The sequence below is a fragment of the Novosphingobium lindaniclasticum LE124 genome (assembly GCF_000445125.1).
GTDB lineage: Bacteria > Pseudomonadota > Alphaproteobacteria > Sphingomonadales > Sphingomonadaceae > Novosphingobium > Novosphingobium lindaniclasticum.
Map to the genome: position 1 here is coordinate 1 of NZ_ATHL01000113.1, position 19,467 is coordinate 19,467.

Genomic DNA, 19,467 nt, shown 5'->3' on the forward strand with positions numbered 1-19,467 from the left:
CCCATCATATTCACCGGGCGGCTTTTAGCGGGTTGGCGGGAGTGGCTTAAGCGATTGCTTTGCGGTAGGAAAATGGGTGTCTAGACCAGTCCTGCAGCGAGGCAATTTATGCCACGGACCACACCCGCCAAGAGCAACGATAGCGCACCGGGATTTTCGTTTCCAGCGGTTGGCGGCAAAAAGCTCACCGCCGCGTTCGACGGTGGGCGGCTGACCTCTGACGGCGGCGTGCTGCTGCTGGCCCAGGCCGAGCGCATGATAGGGATCTGCCGACGGCTTGCGGCTTGCATCGCCGATCCGCGGGACCCGACGCGGGTGATCCATCGCCTCGATGACATTCTGCGCGCCCGCGTTTTCGCTATCGCCTGCGGTTATGAGGATGCCGACGATCTCGATGCTCTGCGTGATGATCCGGGGTTCCGCCTGGCGCTGGGCAAGTTGCCAGGATCAGGCGCAGGACTGGCCAGCCAACCGACCATGAGCCGCTGGGAGAATGCGCCGACCACGCGTGAGCTGGCGAAGATGCTGGCGGTAATGGTCGACATCTACTGCGGCAGTTATCCAGCCCCGCCGGCAGCGGTAACGCTGGATATCGATGACACCTGCGATGTCGTGCACGGCTATCAGCAGCTCTCGTTCTGGAATGGTCATCATGGAGAGCGCTGTTTCCTGCCGATCCATGTTTACGATACCGCCACTGGCCGGCCGGTGGCCATGCTGCTGCGCACCGGCAAGACACCCTCAGGCGCCGAAGTGGCCGGCCACATCCGGCGCCTGATCCGGCACATCCGCCGGCACTGGCCCGAAACGCACATCACCATCCGCGGCGACGGGCACTATGGCCGCCCCGAAGTCATGGGCTTTTGCGAAGCAGCCGGGGTCGATTACGTGTTCGGCCTGCCCACTAACGCTGCGCTGCGTGCTGATCCCGAAATCGTCGCTGCCGCCGATGCCTGCGCGGTCAAGCGGGCCAAGACCCAGTATCCGGTGCTGCGCGCCTATGCCGAGACCCGCTACGGCGCCAAGAGCTGGAACTGCAAGCGCCGCGTCGTCGCCCGGATCGAGGCCAGTATCCTGGGTATGGACATCCGCTACGTCGTCACCTCTCTGGCCCAGGGTTCGGCCGAGCACATCTACGATACGCTCTACTGCGCGCGCGGCCAGGCCGAGAACTTGATCAAGCGCCACAAATCCCAACTCGCCAGCGATCGCACCTCGTGCCGCTCGGCAAACGCCAACCAGATGCGCCTCATCCTCCACACCGCCGCTTACTGGCTGCTGTGGCGCATCCAGCAGGCCATCCCCAAGGCAACCGTGCTCGCCACCGCTGAGTTCACGACATTGCGTCTGCGGCTCATCAAGGTGGCTGCCCGCGTCATCGAAACCGCTTCGCGCATCCGTCTCGCCTTCGCGTCGGCATGCCCCGATGCCGGCGTCTTCAAAGCTATCGCGACCGGCTTCCGCCCAGCGCCGACATAACCAGCGCGGCAATGCCGCCCAAAGCCTGAGCCCCGTCCGTCAACCTTGAAAAGCCCATCGATCCTGAACCGGTGAAAAGCGCCGGGGAAGACGCTCGCCCTCGCTACGCCCTCAACAAAAGTCAGGTCCAGAACGCCGAAAGCCTGCGCTCCGGTGAATAACAGAGGTTAAGGGTTTCCCTGTAAGAATTTGCTCGTCGGATATGGGTGCCCTGGTAGAAAGTTACAGGTATAACAAAGGCCGGATGTCTCAGTTTACGCCTCTCGAAATCGCCAACTGGATGGCAATCTATCTCGCGACCAGCCTGTGCTGCGCGATTGCCATGGTGCTTTCGGTGAGCGTTGCCCTGCATGAACTCTGGAAGGATCCCGTCTGGGAGGATGCGCGCAGCGTGAAGGGAGCGGCGCTGCTGTTGCCCCGGATCTGGTGGCGCTGGCAGAAACTCTATCTGCTCTCGACGCCGGTGACGCTTGGCATCATCGGCTATTTCGCAGCCAGCTTGTCCTGGCGCTAGAGCGTCAGAGGCCAAGCCCTTCAAGAAGCGCCCGCCGTCCTGTGTGGGCATCATCATCCTGCCTGTCGATCGTCACGATCTGACCCAGGTGCGCCATACGCGGATGGGTGATGGCCTTACTCGCCTCGTATTCCTCGGTCTTGAAGCCCATGGCCTCGACGACAAGGTTGCGGATCTCGCCGGTTTCGCGTGATCGCGCTTCGATCAGGAAGTCGGGACGACACGGCCCATCCGGCGTCAGGGTGTCGAACACGGGTTTGTCGATCGCGAGATCAATACCGCGGCCGTGAAGCTCCTGCTGGGTGCGCAGGATCGTGCGGAATACGTCTCGCTCGAAATCGGAATCGACAGGTGCGAACAGCCGCCCATTGAGGATGGGCTGGGCATAGGCACGTAGCGGCGCATAGCCCTTGGCCTCGGGATATTTGCCGACGACGATGATGACCAGGAACGGCCCCTCAATCGGGTTTCCGCGCACCGATGGGGACTGGATGCGGTTGGCGATCGTAACGGTATCGCCGTCGGTCAGCGTGATTTCCTGCCCATGGATGCCCTTGGCGTAGAGCAGGACGAAGCCTTGTGGGGCGTGGTCGCGCGGCCACCTGTCCTCAAGTGCGCGCAGCGTCGCGTAGACGGCGCGGGCCTGCAGGGGCTTGGGGTGTGTCCAAAAGGCTTTCTCCAGCTGGATGCCCGGTGCGATCTCGATCAGACCTGCCGCTCTGGTGAGCGCGGCAAACTCGCGCCGGATCGACCATTCTTCGCGGTAGGCGAGCGGCGCGATGCGGTTGACGCCAGCTGCTGCCATCAGGCGCCATAGCAATCTGGCCAGTCTCGGGATCGAGGCGTTGCGGGTCCGATCGTCGTTGGAATCGTCTTCCGGGCGCTGCGCCAGTTTCTCAGGCGCGGGTTTGAGCACCTCGAAGAAGCCTGCAGGGGGCTCGAGCGGGGTCGATCGTGAGCGCACTTCGCTGATACGGATCGTCACCTGGTCGCGGAAAAACGGGCAGTCGGGCAGATGTTCGGGGCGTTTCGAGCTGGTGAGCCGGCGCAGATAGTAGGTTTCCGCTTCGGAAAGGAACGCCGGCGTCAGGATGGCCGGGGCCTTATCGGCGCCAAGGCAGTCGCAGGCGATCCACTTTTGTCCGATCCGCGCCTGCTGAACGAGGGTGATGCCCGCCTTTTCATCGTGGACGGTGCCCTTTCCAACGTACCAGCGGATCAGCGCTGCGCGCAGATCGGGCGGCAGCGGGATACGATTTGAGCCTTTGCCGTTGGTGTCGCGCGGTACGAGCCACATGCCGAAAGCCTTCCAAAGCCTTTTTCAAAAAAATGTGTTCGTGAGGATCACGGCGTTGACAAGGGTAAAGGCGCTGAACTCCAATTATCTCATGAAGGCTTTGGAGGGTTCATATGCGTGTACATCGTGTGTCAGGGCTGATCGCTTTACTGTGCGTCATTCCTAATAGTGTAAGCGCGGGCGAAGTAAAAAAGACGCGCAAGGTGGAACTTGTTGTCATGGGTCAACCGGCACTGGCTGCGGACGCGCCGCCAGCGATGCCGGTTGCTGCACCTGCCGCGGGGATTCCCGAAGCGTTTCGCGTGCATGACCTGTCGCGCCGCTATGTCGAATATCAGATGGGGCGGGAGTTTAGCGCGCCTGTGGTCGATCAGCCCGATCTTGCCGGTTCCTATGATCTGGCTGCGGCTGCCGTTGCGCCGGTTTCATCGATCGCGGTGCCGGGGTGGATGAAGGGACAGTATCGCACGCTTGCCTCGTTGCCTTACACACCGGGATGCGCTTCCATTCCCTATCGTCCGGCAGGGTTCCTGAAGCCCGATGCGGAGGCGCGCCGCGCAGCCTATTACGGGATGATGAGCGCGATCGCCTGCGAGCATGGCATTCCGACGGGCCTGTTCGACGCGATGATCATTCAGGAGAGCCGATATAATCCAGCGGCGATCTCAAGGATGAAAGCCTACGGCCTGGCGCAATTGATGCCGGGGACTGCGGCACAGCTTGGGGTAAATCCCTATGATCCGGTCCAGAATTTGCGCGGCGGCGCCCGTTATCTACGGAGCCAGCTCGACAGGTTTGGGCAAGTGCATCTGGCGCTGGCGGCTTATAATGCCGGGCCGGGCCGGGTTAAGGGCGGGGTTGTTCCCCGGATCAGGGAAACGCAGGGCTACGTTGCAACTATCCTCGATAATTGGGCGCGGCTGCGTCGTTATGGCGCGGGTCAGCAACAGGCCAGTTTCGTGCCCGAGCCTAAAGGCCGCACCGTAGCGGTTTCGGCATTCTGATCCCTTTCGATTTCGCGCCTCGCTGACCCCTCGTTTAGCGCGAGGGCACGAAAAGATGGCGGAAGAAGACGCATGCTCCCCTTGGTAGCACGTGACGGCGTAGCCGGCACTCCTGAGGGTGCGGCCCCGTTCCTGGGGTGTCGTTCTTATGCTGTCAGTGCGGCCTTGGATCGTCAGATCAGTGCGTTGGCCGACCTAGGCCAACTCCATTTTTCCTTATTTTAATAGAGTTGGGGAGCGGTTGAGCACCAAAATGGACCTCGCGCTATCAGGCACATGAAAGCCGTGCTTTTGCTTTCACCGATGCGCGGCGTTCACGGTCTTCCTTATTGTCTATCGCAGCGCCAAACTGCGCCAGCACCCGGCCCAGGGCGCCGCCTACGGACATCTGAGCAAATTCCTTGCAGGAGAGCGAAGCGACCATGGCACTGACCTGCTCGGCCTCATCCGAACGGCGCCAGTCATCATCGACAGGTGTCGGCGCAGCGCGCATCCAGCGTGGCGTATAGCGACGCACGCTCTTTGGCGTCAGGAGGCGGTAGACGTTGGAAGTCTGCTTGAAACGGGGGCCGGGTCCGTCGGCTTCAACCCGTTTGAAACGGCGCTGCCGGATGATGAAGCCGACGGCCTCCAGCACGGCGAGAGCGCGCCTGACAGTCGAACGGCCGAGCCCCGTAGCCTCGACAAGATGGTCGTAGCTGGGATAGATCTTGCCGGCACAAAGGCGCGCCAGCTTTGTCAGCTCTTCATAGATGCGCACCGCCGAGGCCGTGAGCCTCGTGAGCAACCTCTCGGAGGCAGTTAGGGTCCGTAGACCTGCCTTGTACTCGCGCAACAGCTTCCTGCCAGCATCGAGGGCATACTTGGCCTTGGACAGCATCCTGTCCGGCTCGCCCTTGCTCGGCACCTGGAAGAATGTGTCTTCAAAGGTGTTCGCCTCGAGGCTGCCCGCCCTGACGGGCGCCCCGGTGCGATGCTTCGCGCCGGAACGGGACTTCTCGGTATTTACAGGGACTCCGGACAGCACACTTCGTGCCGTGTCGCCGACAGCATAGATCCCCATCGCCTTCCTCCTTGTTGGAGGCCGGACCAGGCAAAGAGATTCCGGGGCGCGAAACGCGCATCCTTGTGTCCGGGATCGGGATCGGCTATGTCAGGTCTAGTAGTAGAGACCGTTAGCGGTTGGCGCCGCTGATATGTCCGATCGATTATCGATCGCTGAAATTGGGATGCCCGGCCTTAGCGCCGGGTTTTCCTTTATTTGGTCACGGCCAAAAGCTCCTGATTGTAGAAGATAGCATCTTCGAAAGTGAAAGATTTCGCAGCCGCAGCGACGGCGAGCGAATGCGCTGCCTGCGCTCCATGAGTGCAGCAGTGATGTCGCAACAGACGAAAGTGCTGAACGGCGGCCACGCCGGGTTCCCTGCGACTACTTCGAAGAAATTAAACCCCTGAAAGTCTAATCACTACGAGATGCAGATGTTGATCTATCTATAGCAGAGCTACGATGGATCGGTTCGAAAAACAGCTATTCGCAGTATGCATTAAATTTCATCGTTTCTGAGGCGGCGCAGTTCCTTTCTATCCGCGACGTCGGAATACGCGTCCTCGACTTGCGCCCAGACACGCTCGATAATCAAGTCGCCATGCGCGGGCCGGACGTCATTCCACTCGAGGCTTGCAATGCGTTCCATCATCTGTCGCATTTCCTTTCGGAAGCGGTTGATGATGCCGGCATAGAATTTGACCTCAGTTTCGACACCTTCCGTGTCGACACCACCCCCAGCACACAGGTCGCTAACCAGTGCTGCCTCTAGCGGCGAAAGATCCAAAGCAGCAGCCACCGCGTGGAACTCGTAAATATAGATGGGTCTTCGTTTGGACGGTTCCGGGTGGAACACAGTATGGGTGCGGGACTTTGAAAGTCCGGCCCTGACCGCAAGATCGCGGTAATGTAGTCCCTCCTGGCCCATTCGCCATCGAACATAGTCAACGAAACCAAACGATTGGACTTCGCCTTTAACAGGGAAATCCCCTTCGGTTGTTGGTGCCCCCATCGCCAATCCTCCGGTAATGCCCCTGCAGGGTTACTCAAAGAACGAGCGATTGCAAACCCTTCGCAACTGCAATGCCGCAATTGCTCAGAAATAAAAATTGCCTGTCAGTTAATGGATTTAACTCCGGGAGCATTTGGCTTTAGTAACTGCCGGTACCTCGTCGCCTCTTGCGACGTAAATCCGATTTTAGTAAGAACTTCTGTCCGATTGGCCTCAACCATAAAGTCAAACATGATTACGGAAAGGGCCTCAGAAAATCCAACCGAAGTCCCTATGATCGATGAAAGATCGATAGCTACATCGTTTATCTTTCCAGCATTAGTTTCCAATATCTCGATTTCGAGAGGTATGTTTCCCTGAGCAGGTATTAGCTTGAGATGCTCTTTGAGCGTCGAAGGCGGGTGGTTACGACAAGCGCCGTCCGCAAACTTAACTCGCTCATCAACAACGTCGTTTAATGCCGTATATCGATGCCGCAGGTTTGAATGGAGACGAATACATTCAGTTGTCATTCTGAAATAGTATTCAGAAACATCCATTCTATAGATATTCTTCTCATCATCCATGATTACTCACCCCCCGCCGGTCGAATCATCGGTCGCGTTACTCCCTGACTTGCCACAGTACGTCAAAACGCCGACTTTCCAATCACCAGCGCGGACGACGGCCTCTAATCAACACAGCTTGGCGTTCAAGACGCCATTATCGGACGTGAGACCGAGCGTCCTCGAGTAGGGACACGGGTCCCGGTGCAAGGACAGGCGTCCCAGGACGAGGATGGTGGTCCTGAAATGAGGACGGTTGTCCTCGATTGAGGACCGAAGTCCGCCATCGCGGACCAAAACAGTGATTCGGCCAGCTAATCCATCCGATCACAAGAAAATAGCAGAACTCCCTAATCGTTCCGACCGTTCCAGCTTGATCCCGTGCCTGGGTGTTTCGCAGCCTTCCCTTGGGCGCGCTCAAATGCGCTCGATTGAAGGAGACTCTTATATGAAGACCCTGCTCAACCGCGGCGTGAGCCGTGAAGCCACCGCAGCCGCAGTTATCGGCCTTGCCGCGGCTGCCGTTGCTTTCGCCGGTCCGGCTTTCGCCGGCGCCGACACCACCTTCGACACCGCGCTGACGCAGTTCACCGGCTTCCTCGAAGGTTCCGGCGGCAAGATCATCACGGTGCTCTCGCTCGCAGGCGGTATCGTCGGTCTCGCCTCGGGCCGCTTCAGCCTCGGCCAGGTCGCCATCCCGGTCGGCGTCGGTGTTGGCGCCGGCACCGGCATTCCGATCGTCACCTCGACCGTCACCGCCACGATCTGATCCCGAACGCCGGCGAAGTAGCAGCTTCGCCGGCACCTTTTGGAAGGTGGCATGGCATGGCAGCCGACAAGTATGTGATCCCCTCTCATCTGGATGATCCCGAGTTGATCGGCTTCTGGACGCTTGATGAGTTCCTCGCGATGGTTCTCCCGTTCATCTGGGGAATCCTGTCCCAACACATTGTCATCGGGATTGGCTTTGCCTTCCTGGGATGGTGGGCTTTGCGGAAAGCCAAGGCGGGACGGGCAACATCGTGGCTGATCCATCTCGCATACTGGCACCTGCCAGGCGGGTTTCCGTCGCTGCGAGCCACGCCGCCTTCCTACCTTCGACTGATGGTGGGCTGACATGGAATTTTCTTATCAGCACGCGCAGAGCCAACGCATCCTGCGCCAGCGTAATATGCTTGGGGTCACTGCGCTCGTTCTTGCGGGCGTCGTCGCCCTCCTCCTCCTCTTTTCGGTCACGCGCAGCCGCGAGATCGTGCTCCAGCCCGTCCTGCGCTCGCCGCTGACGCTGTCGAGTGCGGGCGTCTCTCGCGAGTATCTGGAGCTGATGACCCGCGACACCGCGATCCTGACGCTGGATCGCTCACCGGGCAGTCTGGATTACTGGATGAAGTCGGTGCTCGAGATCGTTTCGCCGCGCGCGCAGGGCAAGATCAAGGCGGACCTGTTGGAGATCGTCAACGAGCAGCGCGGCTCGACCATCTCGCAGTATTTCCAGATCCAGTCGATGGAGATCGACACCGCGAACCTGCGATCGACCGTCACCGGCAAGCTCAACACGGTGGTCGGCCAGAAGGTGGTCTCCAGCGACATTCGCACCTTCCAGTTCAACTGGGAATATTCGGGGCTCTCGCTGAAGCTGATCGGCTTCGGGATGGTCCAGCCAGAAAAGAAGAAAGGCGGGCTGTCATGACACCCACCCAATACCTGATCGGCTCGGCCATCGCCGGCGCCGCGCTTTGCTCGCGCATGTGTATTGTAAGCCGCACGACGGGCGCCTTGCTCATTGCCGCGTCGGCAATGGGCATTTCGGCGCCTGCGATGGCGCTGGGCGACCAGACGTTGATGGCTTCGGACGGCAGCCAGGTCGAATGCAGCGCCTCGGCACGCGACCTGACCCGGATCAGCCTTGTCGAAGACGAGTTCGCCTCGGTCTCGAAGATCAATACGGGCAACCCGGCCGACGATTTCAGCGTCGTCAACGAGCCGGTGCGCGGCGACATCTACCTGTCGGTGCCCGACGGCTTTGCCCGCCCTGCCCTCTCGTTCTTCGCAACCTCCAAGCGGGGTTATGTCTACAAGTTCATCTGCCGGATTTCCGGCGATCAGGCGGTGCAGGTGTTCATCTCGAACCCGGCAATCGCCAAGGCCGATGCCGCCGAGGCAGGTCCGCAGAACGTCCAGCAGGCCAGCTCGCAGGATCGGGCGATCGAGCTGGTGCAGGCGATGTACGGCGGTCAGATCGTGGACGGCTACGAAATGCGCCAGCGCTCGCTGCGTCCCGTCTACGTGGGCGACCTCAAGGTCCAGATGATCGCCGAATATCGCGGTTCGGAAATGACGGGCCGCGTCCTGCGCATCGAGAACAACGGCGCTCAGGAAACGACCCTTACCGAGGCCAGCGTTGCGCCGGCTTCCTCGCTTGCGGTTTCGATCGCCGAGCCGCGCCTCGCGCCCGGCAAGGTCACGACCGCGTACCTTGTCTCTCGCACCGGGAACTGAGCCATGGACTTGAAGGGTATCTTCTCGCGCTCGCGTAAATCGCTCGACGGCCCCGGGGGCGGCGATGGCGTTTCGCCAGTCGGCAATGAACTCGACGGCAACACCGAGACGCGGCGCAAGCAGCGCATGCTTCTGAGCGGTGTCGCGGTTGTCGGTGTCGTCGCGGCCAGCATGTGGATCTTCTCCGACAACGGGAAGGTCGCAGGCCAGGCCGACGACGAGATCGAGGACGTTCAGGTTTCGACCAAGGACATGATGAACCGCAACCTCTCCGAGCAGGAGTGGATGGCGCAGTCGGAAAACCGCTTCCAGAGCCAGGAGAACCAGCTCAAGTCGGTCGGCGGCACCAATGCCAAGGTTGCGCAGCTATCCGAGCAGATCGAGGCGCTGCGCGCGCAGAACCAGTCCATGACGGCCGATGGACAGCGGGTGGTCAGTGCCTACCAGACCGAGAACGAGCAGCTCCGGCGCCAGATCAACGAGCGGGCGACGCCGGTGGCTCCACCGCCCGGTCCCGCCGCCCTTTATGGACCGAACTCACCGACTTATCAGCGTCCTGACGCTGGTGGCGCAGCTGGGCCGGACTCGCCCCCCGTCCGGTCCAGCGAAGTCAAAATGGTCTCCTTCAACAGCGGTGAGACGGGCAATGCCAAGAAGGTCGAGAAGGGCAACACGGTCTACTCCGATAGCCCGAACTATCTGCCGCCCAACAGCTTCGCGACCGCCAAGGTTATCGTGGGTGTGGATGCTGCCGCAGGCGTACAGAGCCAGACCGATCCGCTCCCGGTTGTCTTGCGTGTCACCGGGCCTGCCCGGTCGGTGCTGCAGAATGGCAAGCTGCTGACGACCAAGATTCAGGGTTGCCTCATCAACGGCGCGGCGCGCGGCGAATTGTCGAGCGAGAAGGTCTACGTCAAGCTGCAGAAGATGACCTGCCCGCAGCCGGGTGGGCGCTACGCCGTATCCGAGGTCAAGGGCTTCATCGCCTTCGGCGGCAAAACGGGCGTTCGCGGCCGCGTTGTGAGCCGCGAGGGCAGCCTTGTCAGCCAGGCATTCATTGCCGGGCTCGTCGGCGGCTTCGGTCGTGGTTTCGCGGCCAACTCCAACAATGCCCTCACGCAGCCCAACGTCATCGTCGATGGCAAGCGACAGGATCTGTCGATGGGCGACATCGCGAAAGGCGGCCTTGGCGAGGGCGTCTCGCAAACCGGCGACATGGTCAGCAAGTATCTGATCGAGCGCGCCGAACAGTACCAGCCTGTCATCGAAATGCCGACCGGCGTCGATGTCGAAATCGTCTTCCTGGAGGGTGTCTATGTCCGCAACTGAACATCATGATGGCAGTGCCCAGAGCGTCGTTTCCGACCTGGACACCGAACTGAAGCGCCCGTGGATGCGTAGCGCATTCCTCTATTTCACCTGCGGGCTCGCTTTTGTTGGAGGAGGGATCGCCACGCTGGCCTATGCGCGTGATTACATCGCGCCGCCGAGCAAAAGCGTGGCCGAACTGCTGAAGGCGCGCCTTCCCAAGACCAAGGTCACGAGCGTCAATTGCGACAAGGTCGATGGCCTGTGCGAAGTCACTGCCGGCAGCAACCTGTTCTACATCGACCGCACCGCGCGCTATCTGGTGATCGGCCGCGTCTACGACATGGAGACGCGCCAGGATCTGACGGCGACCCGCCTGCTCGAGATGAACCCGGACATGCTGCTGGGCGCATCGGCCAAGGCCAACGCTGCTGGCGCCGAGGACAATGAACCTGCACTTGCAGCAAGGCCCGCTGCAGCTGCAAAGGCCGCCGCTGCGGCCCCTCTGCAGAAACTGCCGCTGGGCGAACTGCCCAAGGATGGCGCTATCGTCTGGGGCAATTCGTCGGGCAAGACGGTCACGGTATTCAGCGATTTCCGCTGCAGCTACTGCCGGGCTCTGAGCAACACGCTCTCCTCGATGAACGTGCGCGTCGTCGAGCGGCCGATCTCGGTTCTGGGCAGCCGCGATATTGCCGACAAGGTCTACTGTGCGAAGGACAAGGCCAAGGCCCTTCATGCCGCCTATTCCGGGCAGGACATCAAGGGGACCGGTCCCTGCGATACCAAGGGCCTGGATGCCAACGAGGCGTTTGCGAGGCTGCATGGTCTGGGCGGTACGCCCGTCATCGTGCGTGACGATGGCAGCGTGCTGGAGGGTTACAGGCCCAAGGAGTTCCTTGAGAACTGGCTCAAGGGAGGCCAGTCGTGATCCGGGGGCGCATCGGCCTTGCCGGCGTGCTGCTGGCCAGCGCCAGCCTTTCGGGATGCATGTCGCTGGGCGGCAATGTGAAGGGCCATTTCGCCTGCCGCGCGCCGGACGGGATCTGCGCCCCAAGCGGTAATATCGACGATCGCGCTCTTGCCATGATCTCGGGCGAGGAAGGCGATCGCATGATCGCGCCTGCTGGTCCCTATGTGGAACCGCCAGCGGAGGGGCGTGGCTACCAGAAGGTCAGCTCGCCGGTACGCACACGCGAGCGAGTGCTTCGCATCGTCTTTCCGGCGCAGATCGACGCTTCGGGCAGGCTTCATGAACAGTCGGCGGTTCATGCCGTCGTCGAGCGCGGCGAATGGGCCGAGGCTCTGGCCGGTAATGCCGTAGCGCAATCGCCCGATGAAGTGGCGGCGTCTGCAGGGCGTGACACCCTTCTCGCCGCTGTCGAGCGCGCGGAACCGCCGATGATCGAGACGCTGGCGGTAGATCCTGATCTGCCAACGCCGGAAGCCGTCGCCATGGCGCGGGCTGCCGGCAATGGCGGCGAAGTCCAGTCGCCCGATCCTGTCGGGGACATCAAGGACCAGGTCTCGCGTACCCTGACCACGCCGCGCAGGCCAAGGGCAGCGAAGCCGGCGACCGCAAAGCCGGTTGCGGCTTCCACGCCCTCTCCTACTCCCCAACCTCAACCCCAGCGTCAGGCCGAGCCCAAGCCTGTCGCGCAGGCGCCTGCCTCCCAACCGGCGCCTGCCTCCCCCCTCACACCCGCGTCTCCTACCTCCGCCGCCAAAGGCGGCGCGGGCGGCGATGGTGTGGCTACGGGACCGATGATCTCGGTGCCTCAGCACGCGACCGCCAAGGGCAAGGCCGCAATTGCTGCTGTTGAGGCTGATCCGGCGATCCGTTCGGCGCTTGGCCGGGCTGTGCCTGAAGCCAAGGCTGCCGCGAAGGACGCCAGTCCGCTGCCGGTGATGCGTGCTGGCTCGTTTCCGGGAGTGCAGCCATGAATATGTTCAGCAAGATCATGGGCACGCTGCTTGGCGACAACGCCAAGCCCGAAACCAATCGGCCCGACACAACCGTTCCCCGTCTCGTCCATTGGCTGCCCTATCGCAGCTACGATCCCAAGACGCACCTGTTCTACAACAGTTCGTCGCGTGGCTTCGTCCTTGAGGCGACGCCGATGATGGGGGCCAATGAGCGCACCTCGGAAATCCTGACGCAGTTCCTGTCCGAAGGCATTCCGACGCCGGGCACGCTCCAGTTCCATGGCTGGATGAGCCCTCGTGTGGGCGAGCGCCTGTCGCAATGGTATCTGCCGCGTTTCATGGCCGGAAGCGTCTACGAGCGCATGGCCAAGCACCGCACCGAGTACCTGCTCGATGGTGTCTGGAACTCGCTGTCGTCGGCCGCGCCGTTCCACCTGCGCAATCATCGCCTTGCGATTTCCTACGCCACCCCGGAATCGAGCCGGGTCACGATCGAGGAAATCGTCTCGGTTCTCGAAGGTCTGGTGTCTTCGCTGGAGTCGATTGGCATCTATGCGCGCCCGATGGACCCGCAGGCGCTGATTGCCTGGATCGACGACATCACTTCCCCGACGACGGCACCGGGCGATGACAACATCATCTACAACCCATTCGATCCGATCGCGGATCAGGCAGTGCGGCACGATCTGGAGATGAAGATCGAGCCGGATCGTATCCTGCTTCGCACCGAGCGCTTTCGCCCGACGGGCAAGATGGTCGATGATGCGCCCGAGATCGGAGAGATCTATCCCGACGTCTTCGATGTGCGCTCCTTCTCGGTTCGCAACCTTCCGCAGCGCTGGGCGCCATGGGACATGGCAAAGCTGATCGGCGATATGTTCGCCGACAAGCTGCGCATGCCTTGCCCGGTATCGACGAACCTGTGTCTCGATTTCCCCGACGCAGAAGCCGAGAGTATGCGCGCTTCGCGCAAGTTCATGCGCACGACCAGCCTTGCCGATTCCAAGTCCGCGCGCATGCTTCCGCAACTGAAGGAGCAATCGCGCGAATGGGAGTTCGTGAAGGATGAGCTTCGGCAGGGTCGCAAGCTCGTGCAGGCGTTCTACTCGGTCACGACCTTTTCGCCCAAGGGCAAGGGGGATGCCAACGAGCGGGTTCTCAAGTCCGTGTACCGGGCGGCCGGGTGGGATCTTCTCGACGATCGCTACCTACAGATCCAGGGCCTGCTGGCGGCAATGCCGATGACGATGGCCAATGGGCTGTCGTTTGATCTCAAGAACATGAAGCGCTTCCGCTCCGTGCTGACGACGACGGCGGCGAGCCTCGCGCCGATCCAGGGCGAATATCTCGGCGCCAACGTGCCTCACATGATGCTGATCGGGCGGCGCGGACAGCCTTTCTTCTGGTCCCCGTTCGAGAACAACTCGGGCAATCACAACGTCGCCGTGTTCGGCAAGTCCGGTTCGGGTAAGTCGGTGGCCCTGCAGGAGCTGTGCTCCGCCTTGTGCGGAGCCGGGGCGAAGGTGGTGGTGATCGACGATGGCCGCTCGTTCGAGCACTCGGCCAAGCTGCAGGGCGGTGCTTTCGTCGAGTTCACCATGTCCTCGGGGTTCTGCATCAACCCCTTCTCGATGATCGACGCGGAGATGGCCGAGCAGGATGAGGACTACCTCATGGACTGCTTCGCGATGCTCAAGTCGATCGTCAACCAGATGGCCCGTCACGTCGACAAGCTCAACGACACCGAACGCGGCCTTATCGACGGTGCGGTCAACGAGGTCTGGAGCGCCAAGGGCCGTCAGGGATCTATCGACGATGTAATCGCGGCGCTGACCGACACCGGCAACGCGCTCGGCGCGGATCTCGGTATCGCGATGCGTCCCTTCTCGTCAAATGGCACCTATGGACGCTTCTTCCAGGGCGAGGTTTCTTTCGAGCTGAAGGCGAACCTGACGGTTTTCGAACTGTCGGATCTGTCCTCGCGCGAGGAACTGCGCTCGGTGGTGCTGACCGCGATCATGTTCATGGCGTCGCAGATGATGCGCCGTGTCGATCGCTCGATCCCGAAAGCCCTGCTGCTCGATGAAGCGTGGCAGATGCTCAAGGGCGGCTCGATGGCCGATTTCATCGAAGCCTACGCCCGTACCTGCCGCAAGTATGGGGCCTCGCTGGTGACGGCCACCCAGAGCCTCAACGACTACTACAAGTCCGACGGATCGCGCGCGGCGCTGGAGAACAGCGACTGGTCGGTCATCCTCGCGCAGAAGGAGGAGACGAGCAACGACTTTAAGCGGCTCGGCCGCTTCGACATGGATGACCATACCGATGCGCTGGTGCGTTCGCTGAAGCGCAGCGGCATCGAATATTCGGACGTGTTCATCAAGGGGCCTGACATGCAGGCAACGGGCAGGCTCGTCCTCGATCCCTATTCCGCGACCGTCTTCTCGTCCTCGCCCAAGACCTTCGCGATGATCCACGATCTGCTCGGACATGGGGTTTCCATGGATGAGGCGATCGAGCGGGTCGCGTTCCCAAACAACCCTGAAAAGTGGGGCGGCGACGACGCTGTCCCCATCGCAGCGGAGTAAGCGGCATGGCCAGCATCAGCGTGCAACGTAAGGCTCGGGCGGAAGCTGGAGCGGGGCTTCGGTTCCTTCTGTTCGTGCTGCTTCACACCGTTGGCTTCCTTGCCGTGACGCTGCTGATGACCTGGGGCGCGTTCGTGCTGTTCTTCGTCGCAATCGGCGGGTTCAGCCTCGATGGCATGATGCACCAGCTGGCCAATCTCTCGAGCCGCTACGCCGCGGCCGACGCGCCCCGCATCGCTGATTTCAAAGTTCTCGTCGCCGTCCTGCATCTCGTTGTGGCCGGTGTGATCGTCTTTTTTCGCCGGCACGCCATCGTGCCGCGCGACACCTTGAGTCTGGAGCAAGGCGCATGAGCGAACCGACCTGGAATAACTCCATCGAATCCGAGAGCGAGGCTCTTGGCGAGGCGGCAGCGGCGCCCTCGCCGGCACCGGCTGTTGCCGGCCCTGCGATCGAGGTTGCGAAGCCTCGCAAGACGGTGTTCGCCGGTTACACGGCAGGCCAGTTGGTTGTGGGGCTCGCTATAATCGCCATGCTGATTTGGGGCATGTGGGTGACGCGGGCGATCATGGAGCCGCCGCAGAAGATCGTGAAGGCCAACCTGTCGGCTATCGTTGGCGACTATGTGCAGGCGCAGGCCCGCAGCGCCAATCCTCCGCAGGAAGTCGAAGCGGAAATGCGCAAGTTCATGGCATCGCTCGATGGCGAGCTGCAGCGGCGCAGTGCATCGGGCCAGGTCATCCTTGTCGGGGAAGCGGTGCTTTCCAAAGGCGTCGAGGACATCACCCCGCATGTGATCAAGGCCGTCTATGCCTCGGGCGTGAAGCGGCCAAAGCCTGCCTCCGCAGAAGAGGTCATGCAGAGCGGGGCGGAAGGCCCGATCCCGCAGGTGCCGCTAAGTCCCGCGCCGCCGCAAGGCGCTGCTGGTCCCTCGGCATTCGGGCCGATGCCTGAGCAGGCTTCGGCGGCGGCGGCACCGATGGGTGATCCCTCCAGCTTTGGAGGGCCTTATGGCGCAGGCGGTCAGTGAGGGTCTGACGATCGGGGAGAGGCCCAAAGGCTGGCGGCCGAATAAGCGCCTGTGGGGCGCGCTCGGCCTCTTCATCGCCGGCAGTATCGCCTATTCCGCCATCTGCGATTGGCGTGACACTCATGGGCTGCTGATCAACACTTCTGAATCGCTGCCCAATTGGGCCTTCGTGATCCATAAGACGGTTACGCCTCAGCGCGGTCAGTACGTGTTCTTCGTGCCGCCTGCCGATCCGCTGGTGATCCGGCATTTCGGTGAGAAAAAGCAGATGTTCGGCAAGATCGTCTACGGCATGCCGGGTGATACTGTGGCGCACCGCGGGACGCAGGTTCTCGTAAATGGCCGCGTTGTCGGTCGCATGAAGCCCCTGACCCGGTTCGGTGAGCCGCTCGCTGCGGGCCCTACCGGCATCATCCCGCGCGGCTGCTACTATGTCGGAACACCGCACAAGGATGGGTTCGATAGCCGGTATGCCGCGATCGGATATGCCTGCGCGAAGAAGATCGTCGGTGTCGGGGAGGCGATCCTGTGAAGCGGCTCCTCCACAACGGATCGCTCATCCTGCTGTGTGCCCTGACGTTTTCGTCGGCGGGACAGGCAAGCGATCACGGCGTTGTCGGCCAGACGTTCCCGATCATCGAGACGGATCTTCTTTCGGTGATCGAGCAGCGCCTGACAAAGCTGCAGGCATCGGGTGGGATCGACCGGATGAATGCCGAGTTCGCGCGGCGCGCCGAGGCCAAGGTTCGTCGTCCGACGCCGGTTGCTGGGATCACGCCGGCAACGCAGGCGCGGATCTGGGCCTTCGATCCGACGATCGTCATCGAGAAGGATGTGAAGGATCAGAAGGGCAACTATGTCGCCCGCGCTGGGCAGACGGTGAACCCGCTGGACTTCGTGGCGATGCATCAAGCCCTCGTCTTCGTCGACGGTGACGACGAGGCGCAGATGGAATGGGCGACCAGCCAGTATTCCGACCTCAAGGCCAAGATCATTCTCGTGTCGGGTTCGCCGATCGAGCAGATGACCGCGCGCAAGCGCCGCTTCTACTTCGACCAGGAGGGCCGCCTGACCGGCAAGTTCGGGGTGCGCCACACGCCGGCCGTGGCAGAACAGGATGGCAAGGTCATCAAGCTTTCCGAGATCAAGCTGAAGGGGGCAAGCTGATGCCGCTGTGGCTCGACCTGCTGAGAACGCCGATGGCAGCGCCGGAGACGCCAAGGCTCAGGGTCATGCGGCGCACCTTTCAGGTGCTGTGCATCCTCTGCGCACTGACCGTGGCGTTCGTCTCGCCGCTTACCGCGATGCTTGGCCGCTTCGTCCCCATCTGGATCGCCGCGCTTCTGATTTCGACGGCCGTCTACACGGCCTTCTATGTGGTTCGGAAGAACCGTGCCGATCAGGCCTGGCTTGAGGCGGCGACGTCGCAGGAGACGGCATCATGAAATCGCTGCGCTGCCTCATCGCGATTTTCGCGATGTTCTTCGCCTCGGCCATGCTCGCCCCGGCAGCGCAGGCGCAGTCGCGCTGCACTGGCAAGTTCGTGAACCCGATCACGGACGTCTGCTGGTCTTGCCTGTTCCCGCTGTCGATCGGTGGCCTCAGCATCTGGCCGAGCACGCGGCCTGACACCAACAACCCGAGCCTTCCGATCTGCGCCTGTGGCAGCCCGATTCCGCGTATCGGCATCGCCGCGGGTTTCTGGGAGCCGGTGCGCCTCGCTGACGTCTCGGTAAAGCCGTGGTGCTTCGTGAACCTTGGCGGCATGAAAATCGCGCCGGGCTTCGACATCGGCCAGGGCCAGTTCACGGGCCCTTCGCAGGTCGGCGGACAAGCGCAGAATACCTCGAAGTGGCACGTCCACTGGTACGTCTATCCCCTCCTCTACTGGATGGAAATCCTCACGGAATTCCTCTGCTTCGAGCAGGCGTCGTTCGACATCGCCTACATGACCGAGGTCGACCCGCTCTGGCAGGACGACACGCTGACGACGATCATCAATCCCGAGGTCGTGATCTTCGCCAATCCGATCGCCAAGGCGGCCTGCGCCGGCGACTGCATTGCGGCAACCGCCCGCCTCCCGCTCGATGTGACGTTCTGGTGCGCGGGTTGCCAAGGCTCGATGTACCCGATGAACGGCAACATCTCGTCCTCGATCGGCCATGTTCAGGCGTCGCGCCTCGCGCTCTCGCGCTTCGCCTTCAAGATGCACCGTCAGGGCCTCGCATGGGGGACCATGGGCAGCAAGGGTATGTGCGACAAGTACCTGATGCCGGTGCTGAAGAAGCAGCAGTACCGCATCCAGATGACCAATCCGATCCCGACGGTGAGCGGGAAGATGGGTTGCTCGCCAATCGGTGCTTCCACCCTGCCGCCCCAGACTGGCCGCTCCTACCCCGTCGAGGGCGAGGACATGGGCTACCTCGTCTGGCGCAAGCGTAACTGTTGTGTGCTCTAGGAGACATATCCGATGCGACGCAGAACCATTGTGATTGCCGCCATAGCCGGTCTTTCGGCAGTCGCAGGCATCCAGGCCATCGCCCAAAACATCGATGGCCTTGACCTCGAGGCGGTGCGCAAGCGCGCAGCTGCGATGCAGGAAGACGCCCAGACCTTTGCCGATCACGTCAAGGGGCGCGGCGAAGCCTTCCGCGAGGAGGCACTGGCCGTCCAGCAGCAGGGCACCGACAGCCTGACCGATCTGGCCAAGGCCGATCTGCCAATGAACGGCGATGGCCCGTTCGACTTCGACGAGATCATCCAGGGCGCCTCGCAGAACGTGGCGGCCAAGAAGGGTGATGCGCCGCAGTTCATCGTCTTCGCCAGCCTGTCGATGCCGCCCAAGGCGCTTCGGCAGATGATCGCGGATACGTCAAAGGCCGGTGGCATCATCGTGTTCCGGGGCTTCCCGAACAACTCCCTGAAGGCGTTTACGACTGCGCTCTCCAAGGTGGTGACAGAGCAGGATCAGCTTTCCAACGTCGGGATCGATCCTCGCCTCTTCCGTGCTTTCGATGTGAAGGCGGTGCCGACTTATGTCGCGGTGTCGTCCGACTTCGATCTGTGCGCGGGCTTCAACTGCAAGACGGTGGTTCCACCGCATGATCGCATGACCGGCAACGTCTCGGTCAACTACGTGCTCGAGTCCTTCGTCGACGGCCATGGCCCCGGCGCCGGTGTTGCGTCCGTCGCACTGCGCAACATGGGCAAGGCCAGCTAA

Annotated in this window: 22 protein-coding genes; 18 read left to right on the forward strand and 4 right to left on the reverse strand. The window is 61.8% G+C overall.

Going from position 1 to position 19,467, the window contains the following annotated elements; translation table 11 throughout:
• Nucleotides 1–108: 108 nt before the first annotated feature.
• Together L284_RS41135 and L284_RS41140 are read left to right on the forward strand one after the other, a co-directional pair.
• Nucleotides 109–1,479 (forward strand): IS1380 family transposase, encoded by a 1,371-nt coding sequence (locus L284_RS41135; protein ID WP_021235234.1) that lies wholly within the window; start codon nucleotides 109–111, stop codon nucleotides 1,477–1,479.
• Nucleotides 1,480–1,723: 244 nt separating this feature from the next.
• Nucleotides 1,724–1,993, forward strand: a complete 270-nt coding sequence (locus tag L284_RS41140; RefSeq protein WP_031342791.1) for a hypothetical protein — start codon at nucleotides 1,724–1,726, stop codon at nucleotides 1,991–1,993.
• Nucleotides 1,994–1,997: 4 nt separating this feature from the next.
• On the opposite strand, the gene L284_RS41145 is transcribed toward L284_RS41140, so the two are convergent.
• Complete coding sequence (locus tag L284_RS41145; RefSeq protein ID WP_021235236.1) at nucleotides 1,998–3,290, reverse strand: hypothetical protein; 1,293 nt, start codon at nucleotides 3,288–3,290, stop codon at nucleotides 1,998–2,000.
• A 113-nt stretch (nucleotides 3,291–3,403) separates the two neighbouring features.
• Here L284_RS41145 and L284_RS0124610 point away from each other — a divergent pair, with 113 nt between their 5' ends.
• Nucleotides 3,404–4,294 (forward strand): lytic transglycosylase domain-containing protein, encoded by an 891-nt coding sequence (locus L284_RS0124610; protein WP_081674088.1) that lies wholly within the window; start codon nucleotides 3,404–3,406, stop codon nucleotides 4,292–4,294.
• Nucleotides 4,295–4,562: 268 nt separating this feature from the next.
• Here L284_RS0124610 and L284_RS41150 read toward each other — a convergent pair whose 3' ends face one another.
• The 3 genes from L284_RS41150 to L284_RS48035 form a co-directional block, all read right to left on the reverse strand.
• Nucleotides 4,563–5,357: a helix-turn-helix domain-containing protein gene (locus L284_RS41150; RefSeq protein WP_021235238.1), complete on the reverse strand. Its 795-nt coding sequence runs from the start codon at nucleotides 5,355–5,357 to the stop codon at nucleotides 4,563–4,565.
• Nucleotides 5,358–5,838: 481 nt separating this feature from the next.
• Complete coding sequence (locus L284_RS46980; RefSeq protein WP_146037222.1) at nucleotides 5,839–6,351, reverse strand: hypothetical protein; 513 nt, start codon at nucleotides 6,349–6,351, stop codon at nucleotides 5,839–5,841.
• Between the two features lie 104 nt (nucleotides 6,352–6,455).
• Entirely contained in the window at nucleotides 6,456–6,917 is a 462-nt protein-coding gene (locus tag L284_RS48035; protein WP_152524723.1) for a hypothetical protein, read from the reverse strand.
• Between the two features lie 427 nt (nucleotides 6,918–7,344).
• Here L284_RS48035 and L284_RS41160 point away from each other — a divergent pair, with 427 nt between their 5' ends.
• From L284_RS41160 to trbC, 15 genes are read left to right on the forward strand one after another with little or no spacing between them, the layout of a single operon-like run.
• Entirely contained in the window at nucleotides 7,345–7,665 is a 321-nt protein-coding gene (locus L284_RS41160) for a hypothetical protein (protein WP_008831576.1), read from the forward strand.
• A gap of 56 nt (nucleotides 7,666–7,721) precedes the next feature.
• Entirely contained in the window at nucleotides 7,722–8,012 is a 291-nt protein-coding gene (gene traL / locus L284_RS41165) for a type IV conjugative transfer system protein TraL (protein ID WP_008831575.1), read from the forward strand.
• A gap of 1 nt (nucleotide 8,013) precedes the next feature.
• A complete protein-coding gene (locus L284_RS41170; RefSeq protein ID WP_021235242.1) occupies nucleotides 8,014–8,586 on the forward strand; it encodes a type IV conjugative transfer system protein TraE in 573 nt (190 codons plus the stop codon).
• Nucleotides 8,583–9,395, forward strand: coding sequence for a type-F conjugative transfer system secretin TraK (locus tag L284_RS41175; RefSeq protein ID WP_021235243.1), 813 nt, complete (start codon nucleotides 8,583–8,585; stop codon nucleotides 9,393–9,395). Before L284_RS41170 ends, L284_RS41175 begins: the two co-directional genes overlap by 4 nt.
• A gap of 3 nt (nucleotides 9,396–9,398) precedes the next feature.
• Nucleotides 9,399–10,724, forward strand: a complete 1,326-nt coding sequence (locus tag L284_RS41180; RefSeq protein WP_021235244.1) for a TraB/VirB10 family protein — start codon at nucleotides 9,399–9,401, stop codon at nucleotides 10,722–10,724.
• On the forward strand, nucleotides 10,711–11,634 hold the full coding sequence (locus L284_RS41185) for a DsbC family protein (RefSeq protein WP_021235245.1): 924 nt from the start codon (nucleotides 10,711–10,713) through the stop codon (nucleotides 11,632–11,634). Before L284_RS41180 ends, L284_RS41185 begins: the two co-directional genes overlap by 14 nt.
• Nucleotides 11,631–12,647, forward strand: coding sequence for a TraV family lipoprotein (locus L284_RS0124615; RefSeq protein ID WP_021235246.1), 1,017 nt, complete (start codon nucleotides 11,631–11,633; stop codon nucleotides 12,645–12,647). The genes L284_RS41185 and L284_RS0124615 overlap by 4 nt, the downstream gene beginning before the upstream one ends.
• Nucleotides 12,644–15,217: a type IV secretion system protein TraC gene (gene traC, locus L284_RS41190; protein ID WP_021235247.1), complete on the forward strand. Its 2,574-nt coding sequence runs from the start codon at nucleotides 12,644–12,646 to the stop codon at nucleotides 15,215–15,217. Before L284_RS0124615 ends, traC begins: the two co-directional genes overlap by 4 nt.
• 5 nt (nucleotides 15,218–15,222) lie before the next feature.
• Nucleotides 15,223–15,570, forward strand: coding sequence for a hypothetical protein (locus tag L284_RS41195; protein ID WP_021235248.1), 348 nt, complete (start codon nucleotides 15,223–15,225; stop codon nucleotides 15,568–15,570).
• On the forward strand, nucleotides 15,567–16,247 hold the full coding sequence (locus tag L284_RS41200) for a type-F conjugative transfer system protein TrbI (protein ID WP_021235249.1): 681 nt from the start codon (nucleotides 15,567–15,569) through the stop codon (nucleotides 16,245–16,247). Before L284_RS41195 ends, L284_RS41200 begins: the two co-directional genes overlap by 4 nt.
• Nucleotides 16,228–16,779 (forward strand): S26 family signal peptidase, encoded by a 552-nt coding sequence (locus L284_RS41205; RefSeq protein ID WP_021235250.1) that lies wholly within the window; start codon nucleotides 16,228–16,230, stop codon nucleotides 16,777–16,779. The genes L284_RS41200 and L284_RS41205 overlap by 20 nt, the downstream gene beginning before the upstream one ends.
• Complete coding sequence (gene traW / locus L284_RS41210; protein WP_021235251.1) at nucleotides 16,776–17,414, forward strand: type-F conjugative transfer system protein TraW; 639 nt, start codon at nucleotides 16,776–16,778, stop codon at nucleotides 17,412–17,414. The genes L284_RS41205 and traW overlap by 4 nt, the downstream gene beginning before the upstream one ends.
• Nucleotides 17,414–17,692: a hypothetical protein gene (locus L284_RS41215; protein ID WP_021235252.1), complete on the forward strand. Its 279-nt coding sequence runs from the start codon at nucleotides 17,414–17,416 to the stop codon at nucleotides 17,690–17,692. The genes traW and L284_RS41215 overlap by 1 nt, the downstream gene beginning before the upstream one ends.
• A complete protein-coding gene (gene traU / locus L284_RS41220) occupies nucleotides 17,689–18,705 on the forward strand; it encodes a conjugal transfer pilus assembly protein TraU (RefSeq protein ID WP_021235253.1) in 1,017 nt (338 codons plus the stop codon). Before L284_RS41215 ends, traU begins: the two co-directional genes overlap by 4 nt.
• Nucleotides 18,706–18,717: 12 nt before the next feature.
• On the forward strand, nucleotides 18,718–19,467 hold the full coding sequence (trbC, locus tag L284_RS41225; RefSeq protein ID WP_031342796.1) for a type-F conjugative transfer system pilin assembly protein TrbC: 750 nt from the start codon (nucleotides 18,718–18,720) through the stop codon (nucleotides 19,465–19,467).